The organism is Trueperaceae bacterium, from assembly GCA_036381035.1.
Taxonomy (GTDB): Bacteria; Deinococcota; Deinococci; order Deinococcales; family Trueperaceae; genus DASRWD01.
Genome location: DASVDQ010000086.1, coordinates 1 through 6668 on the forward strand (window position 1 = coordinate 1; position 6668 = coordinate 6668).

Sequence of the window (6668 nt, forward strand, 5' to 3'; positions counted from 1 at the left end):
TCTGACGCCGAGGCGCTGTTCCGCCGCGCGCGCGAGCTGGCCGGCGCGATGGCCCTCACGGTCCCGGACCCGGAGCTGCGGGACCGCTACCTCGCGCGCGTGGCCGAGCTCGCGCCCCTGGCCCGACGCGCTGCCGCGGACGACGGCCTCACCGGACGCGAGGGCCAGGTGGCGGCGCTGGTGGCGGCGGGCAGGACGAACAAGCAGGTCGCGCGGGAGCTCGGCATCTCCGAGCGGACGGTGGAGAAGCACGTGAGCAACGTGCTCGGCAAGCTCGGGCTGTCATCGCGGGCCCAGCTCGCGGCGCGCTTCGCGGGGCTCGACGACGAGGCCGCCCGCCGCGCCGGAGAGAGCGCGGCGGGCGGCGGCAAGGGGCGGGGCGTCCGCGGGCCGGCGGGCGACGCCGCCGGCTGAGGGGCGCCCCGCCCCCTCGGGGCTCACTCCCCTTCCAGCGCGCCCTCCGGGAGGACCGCGAAGCACAGCGCCCGCGCGACGGTGTCGCCGCGGTTCGCCAGGCTGACCAGCGACCCCGCCTCCACGACCAGCGTGCTGCCGGGCTCGTAGGCGGTCTCGGGACCGCCGTTCACGGACACGGTCAGCGTGCCCTCGAGAACGTACGCCACGAGCTGGGGCTGCTCCATCTGGCCGGTCTCGGTGCCCGGCTCCAGGCGGAACTCGAACAGCGCCTGCACGAACGCCCCCTGGCCCAGCTCGAGCGGGGCCGCCTGCAGCATCGTGTCGGTGAACCCTTCCGGCATCTCTTCCTCCTGCGCCACGCCGAGCCCGGCGGCCACCAGCGCCACCGCGATCCCTGCTACCAAGAACGCCTTCCTCGTCATCCACTCGCCTCCTCGTGGTCCCCCACGCCCCCTGACCTCTCCCCGCTCTCTCGAGCTCCGGCGCCGGCCGACGCTCGGCGCGGCGCGGTCCCCGCGCGCCATCCCCGTGCTCGGGGCGAGCCGCGCCCCGGTCGCGCCGGGACGCCTCACAGGCCGCGCACCGGCCCGGTCTCGACGACGCGGAACACCTCGCGCCTGCCCTCGCGCACCAGCGGGGCGAACCGCCCGTACCAGGCGCGCCAGGCCTCGTCGCGCGACGCCCGCGCCAGGGCCGCCTCGAGCGCCGCGAGGTCCTCGAACTCGGTCTCGAGGACGACCGTGTGGAGCTCCCCGGTGAGGTCCGTCATCACGCGACCGACCTCGCCGCCCGGCCCGCGCGCCGGCGACGACGCCTCCTGGAGGAGCGCCAGCGCCTCCCGCGCCTTGCCGAAGCGCAGCCGGAAGACGTCCCTCACGAGCACCACGCCGCACCTCCCTTCCCCGGCGCGTGCGCCGGTCCCGGGGCCCGGGCGCCGGCGGCTCCTCCGGCGCTCGCCGCCGGGTCGCCGCGCGTGTCGCGCCCGCCCCTGGTTCGCGGGGAGGCTATGGCCGGGGGTGCGGGAGGTGCATCGGTAGAAACGCGTAGGCGCGTGGCGGGGCGGCGCGTACGCGGGCCGCTGCCCGCGATCGCCGACCTTCAGGCGAGCCTACGCCTAGCTATACAGACCGTTCCATCTCTCATGATGTACAGGCCGGTTCACCTCGTGGACATCGGCCCTCGCTCTAACGGCCCTGTCAGGCCCCGCTCACCCGGACACCCCATCATGTCCGGCGAAGGGTCCCACGGACCCTTCCATCGTGGGCCGAGGTAACTTCCTTACCTCTCCCCATCCTCTTCCGATGGACCCCGTGCTCCCCCGCGCGGGGTCCAAACTGCTGTGCCGGACGCTCGCGGACGCCCGAGACGCGACGCGCGGCCCGCGGCTTCGTGAGACCCTGGCGGCCGGAACGTCGTCGCCACCGACGCCCCCACGGGCCCGCGCGAGAAAAGCGCTTCACGAGGCGCTAATCGGTCACGCATAACCTTGCCTTGGCCCGCTGCGGTGTGATGTAATGGTCACTTGCGAGTCAATCCGTCCTCAGGAGGAACCCCTTTTCATGGATGAAAACCCACGCCCCGCCACGGGGAGCCCTGCCCCGGGCACCGACCAGGCCAACGATCAGAGCACCAGCCAGGCTCCAGCAGCGACAGCCGAACAGGGCGACGGCGCGCCGCTGGTGAACGAAGTCTCCAACGACGAACGGGCTCCTTCTCAGGACGCTGACCTCGGTCAAGGAAACGGTGCCAGCCAGCCGGTAGACGGCCAGGCCGTGGAGGCCTCGGCCGCCAACGACAGCGGCGCTCCCGCGAGCGCCGCAGCACCCACGAGCGGCGACGCTCCTACCGGCGCCGCCGAGGCGCCGGACGCCCCCGCGCAGGACGGCGAGCAGGCGGGCGCGCAGCCCGCCGGCGTCGTCACCGACGACGCGTCGGCGCAGGCCGCTCTCGACGCCATGGTCCAGGAGGCCGCCAGCCCCGAGGCATCGGCCGCCGCCTCGGCCAACGCCGCCTCCGGCGCGCCCGGCGCCGCAGCGGAGCAAGCCGGCGACGAGAACGGCGAGATCACCATGGAGGACGTGCTCGCCGCCTCCGACGAGCAGCTCGCGCGCAAGCCCGTCCACCGCGGCATGATCACGACCGGCCAGATCATCATGCTGCAGCAGGAGGGCATCGTCGTCGACGTCGGCGCGAAGATCGAGGGCATCCTCCCGTACAACCAGCTCTTCGAGTTCGAGACGAACCAGGAAGAGGCCGCGAAGTACTTCAAGCCGGGCGACGAGATCCAGGTCTACGTCGTCCGCTCCGACATCGCCAACAACACGATCGTCCTCTCGAAGAAGCGCGCCGACCAGGAGCGCGCCTGGAACCTCCTGCAGGAGATCTTCGAGAAGCAGAAGCCCGTCGAGGTGCAGATCGTCGAGAAGGTCCGCGGCGGCCTCGTCGCGAACCTCGGCGTGCGCGCGTTCCTGCCCGCCAGCCAGGTGGACGTCCGTCGCGTGAACGACCTCAGCCCCTACGTGGGCCAGCGCCTCAAGGTGCGCATCATCGAGCTGAACCGCCGCCGCAACCGCGTGATCATCTCGCGGCGCGCGATCCTCGAGGAGGAGATCGCCCACCTCAAGGAGGAGACGCTCAAGCGCCTCGAGCCCGGGGCGCGCCTCGAGGGCGAGGTCGTCGAGATCACCGACTTCGGCGTCTTCGTGAACCTCGGCGGCATCGACGGCCTGGTGCACCGCAGCGAGCTCACGCACGGACGCTTCAACCACCCGCGCGACGTCGTGAAGCTCGGCGACAAGGTGCGGGTCGAGGTCCTCGACATGGACCTCGAGCGCGAGCGCATCAACCTCTCGATGAAGAAGCTCGCGCCGAACCCGTGGGAGAACGTGCTGGCGAACTACGCCATCGGCCAGCGCATCGCGGGCCGCGTCACGAACCTCACGCCCTTCGGCGCGTTCGTCGAGATCGAGCCCGGCCTCGAGGGCCTCATCCACGTCTCCGAGATGAGCTGGACGAAGCGCGTCCGGCACCCCAAGGAGATCGTCAACGAGGGCGAGCAGGTCGAGGCGATGATCCTCAAGATCGACACGCAGCAGCAGCGCATCTCGCTCGGCCTGCGCCAGACCCAGCCCGACCCGTGGAGCAGCCTGCCCGACCGCTACCCGCCGGGCACCGAGGTCACCGGCCCCATCACGGGCATCACCGACTTCGGCGTGTTCATGGAGATCGAGGAGGGCATCGAGGGCCTCGTCCACATCTCCGAGCTCTCGCACGACCACATCGAGAACATCTCCGACCACTTCAGCAAGGGCGACGAGATCACCGCGGTCATCCTCAACATCGACCCGGTCGAGCAACGCGCCAGCCTCTCGCGCAAGCGCCTGATGCCGTACACGGCCGAGAACGCCGCCGAGTTCGGCGGCAACCAGCCGGCCGGCGGCGGGCGCGGCGCCTACGCCGGCGGCCAGCAGGGCGGCGGCCAGCGCCGGGGCCGCAGGGGCCGTCGCGGCGCCTCCGACATCGACTACGACTACAGCTACGTGGCCGCCGAGGCGGGCGCCAAGACGACCACCAAGCTCGGTGACGTCTACGCCGACCTCTTCGCCCAGTTCGGCCTCACCGACACCAAGGGCGAGCAGAAGGCCGAGACGGCCGACGCCGCCGAGGGCTCCGCCGACGAGGGCGCGTCCGCAGGGCCCGCCGACGCCGCGTCCGTGGCCGAGGCCGTCGACGCAGCGGGCGACTCCGGCGGACCCGAGTCCGCCGCCGAGGTCGCCGGCTCCGTGAGCGAGCGCGAGCTCGCCCAGGCCGTCGTCGAGGCGACGGGCGAAGGCACCAGCGAGGCGGCGGAGACCGCGGACGAGGCCGCCGCCGCCGAGGCCGAGCCGGAGGCCGCCGCGGACGAGGCTCCCCAGGCCGCCGCGGACGAGGCTCCCCAGGCCGACGCCGAGGCGGAGGCCGCGAAGGCCGAGGAGGAGGTCGACCCGGCCGACGCCATCGACGCCGCCGAGGCCGCCGCTCTCCTCACCGCCGCGTTCAGGCAGGGCCGCCGCCCGGCCAAGGCCGCCGAGGAGCAGGCCGAGGACGCTCCCGCGGCCGCGGGCGAGGAGGGCGCGGAGGCGCCGGCCGAGCAGCCCGACGAGGAGAAGGTCTGAGCCTCCCGTCCCCGACGCGAGACACCCGAGCGCCCTCCCCCTACCGGGAGGGCGCTCGCCTACGGGACCCATGAGCAGCGACCCCGACTGCGTCTTCTGCCGGATCGCCGCGGGCGAGGCGCCGGCCACGGTCGTCCACTCCGACGACACGGTCGTCGCCTTCCTCGACATCGACCCCGTCACGCCGGGGCACACCCTCGTCGTGCCCCGGGCCCACCTGCCGTCCCTGGCCGACCTCGACGAGCGCACGGGCGCCCGCATGTTCGAGGTCGCCAGGCGCCTGGCGGCGGCCCTGCGGGCCAGCGGCCTGCGCTGCGAGGGCGTGAACCTCTTCCTCGCCGACGGCGAGGCCGCGAGCCAGGAGGTGTTCCACGCCCACCTCCACGTCTTCCCCCGCTACGGGGGCGACGGCTTCGAGCTGAGGGGCCGCTGGGGGTCGAACCCCACGCCCGAGGAGCTCGAGGAGGCGGGCGCGCGGATCAGGTCCGCGCTCGCGGCAACGGACTCGGACGCGTAGCGTCGCCGGACGGGCCAGCAGCGGCGCCAGAGGAGAACGCCCTCCACGCGGAGGGCGTTCCTAGAACGCGGGCGGCCCCGGTCTGGGGGGTCGGAGTTAGGGCCGCACCTGGAGATAGCGCTTGAAGCGAGGAGGCCGCTGGTGGCGGAAGCGCTCTAGCCGGCGCGGCCGGCGAGGCGTCGCGGGCGGCGGGCGCGCCTCTCCCCGGGGCGGGCCCGGGTCCGGCGGTCTCACGGCCGGTCCCGCGGCGACCGCCTGGCCCTCACCGGGCCGCGGTCGAACACCGGCACGGCGTCGACGTCGTCGATGGTGAGGTCGAGGTACCCGGCCTGCCGGTGGGGGCCAACGGAGGGCCTGTACGCGGCGATCTCGTGCAGGGCCTGCCGCATCAGGCGGTCGAAGTGCCTGGGGGGCCTCTCCTTGACGCTCATGCCGGCGTGGCCTCGACGTCTTCCCCGCGGATGCGCGCCTTCGTGACGCGTGCCCACGTCTCCCAATCGAAGTCGTCCGGCCTCTCTCTCGGCCCGGCCGCCGGCTTCGCGTGCTCAGGTACGGTCACGGAGGCGCCGGCCTGATGCGCCGCGAGCACGGCGGCGTACGCCGCGCGGACGCGAGCTAGCTCGAGCTTCAAGCTGGCCACCTGCTTGAGGGCCTCGGCGAGACGCTCCTCGATTCCGCGGTCGAAGGTCGGGCTCGCTGATCTGGCCGAGGCCTGGCGAGACGATCCAACCTTGTCCATCGCGTCATCCTCCTCCTCGATCCGTCCTCGATCCGAGATGCGCCGAGTGACCTTCCGGCACGCTGGTACCTTAGCGGGACGGGAGTCAAACCGGAAGAAGCAGATGCACCAGGCGACTGGGGCAACGTACCCAACGCCGCGCGGAAGATGAGGATTCTCACAGACCGCGGGCGCCGACTCTAGTAAAGGGCGTCCTGGACGCGCGCCCCACGGTCACGGGTGCCGACGTCTCATGAGACGCGCGGGCCACGGACGCGGGGAGGGTCGGGACGACCCTCCCCGGACGGTCGCCTCGGGGCGATCGACGCTCTCGGGCGAGCCCCGCCGCGGCGCAGCGGACGGGCGCGCCTCAGCCCACCCTGGCCACCAGCCCGCGCTCGCGTGCCCACACGATGGCCTCGGCGCGGTTGTGGGCGCCGATCTTCGCGTAGGCGTTCGTCAGGTGGTTGCGGGCCGTGCGCTGCGAGATGCCCAGCCGCGCGGCCACCTCCTCGTCGCTCAGCCCGGCGGCCACGTACTCGAGCACCTCGCGCTCGCGCGGTGTGAGGTCGTGGTCCTCCGGCCCCACCGGCTCGCCGCGCCGCATCTCGGCCAGGCGCTGCACGACCGACCGGCTGAACCACTCGGCGTCCGCCATGACCACGCGGATCGCCGCCAGGAGCTGCTCCTGCGACCGGTGCTGCTCCGTGACGTCGTTGAACATCTTGAGCATGCAGCGCTGCCCGGCGTAGGCGACCTCCTCGCCGGAGAGGAGGATATCCCTCACCTGGCCGTCCTTCGTGCGCAGCTTGAGCTGCAGCTCGCGGAACCTGCCGCCCTGCCTCAGCGCCTCGTCGAGCCG

At 73.2% G+C, this 6668-nt stretch carries 8 protein-coding genes; 3 read left to right on the forward strand and 5 right to left on the reverse strand.

Features of this window, described 5'->3' with window-relative positions; all coding sequences use genetic code 11:
• A partial coding sequence (locus tag VF202_09970) for a helix-turn-helix transcriptional regulator (GenBank protein ID HEX7040429.1) occupies nt 1–414 on the forward strand: 414 nt, incomplete at its 5' end.
• 23 nt (nt 415–437) lie between these two features.
• On the opposite strand, the gene VF202_09975 is transcribed toward VF202_09970, so the two are convergent.
• Both VF202_09975 and VF202_09980 read right to left on the reverse strand, forming a co-directional pair.
• Entirely contained in the window at nt 438–839 is a 402-nt protein-coding gene (locus tag VF202_09975; GenBank protein HEX7040430.1) for a cupin domain-containing protein, read from the reverse strand.
• A gap of 146 nt (nt 840–985) precedes the next feature.
• Nucleotides 986–1303, reverse strand: a complete 318-nt coding sequence (locus VF202_09980) for an NIPSNAP family protein (protein ID HEX7040431.1) — start codon at nt 1301–1303, stop codon at nt 986–988.
• Nucleotides 1304–2189: 886 nt separating this feature from the next.
• Between VF202_09980 and VF202_09985 the strand changes: the two genes are divergently transcribed.
• Together VF202_09985 and VF202_09990 are read left to right on the forward strand one after the other, a co-directional pair.
• A complete protein-coding gene (locus VF202_09985) occupies nt 2190–4571 on the forward strand; it encodes a 30S ribosomal protein S1 (protein ID HEX7040432.1) in 2382 nt (793 codons plus the stop codon).
• Between the two features lie 70 nt (nt 4572–4641).
• Nucleotides 4642–5088 carry an HIT family protein gene (locus VF202_09990; GenBank protein HEX7040433.1) on the forward strand — a complete coding sequence of 149 codons (447 nt, stop codon included), beginning with the start codon at nt 4642–4644 and terminating at the stop codon, nt 5086–5088.
• A gap of 230 nt (nt 5089–5318) precedes the next feature.
• Here VF202_09990 and VF202_09995 read toward each other — a convergent pair whose 3' ends face one another.
• The 3 genes from VF202_09995 to VF202_10005 all read right to left on the reverse strand — a co-directional run.
• Nucleotides 5319–5519, reverse strand: a complete 201-nt coding sequence (locus VF202_09995; GenBank protein HEX7040434.1) for a hypothetical protein — start codon at nt 5517–5519, stop codon at nt 5319–5321.
• Nucleotides 5516–5827, reverse strand: coding sequence for a hypothetical protein (locus tag VF202_10000; GenBank protein ID HEX7040435.1), 312 nt, complete (start codon nt 5825–5827; stop codon nt 5516–5518). The genes VF202_09995 and VF202_10000 overlap by 4 nt, the downstream gene beginning before the upstream one ends.
• Before the next feature lie 349 nt (nt 5828–6176).
• On the reverse strand, nt 6177–6668 hold a 492-nt coding region (locus VF202_10005), incomplete at its 5' end, for a response regulator transcription factor (protein ID HEX7040436.1).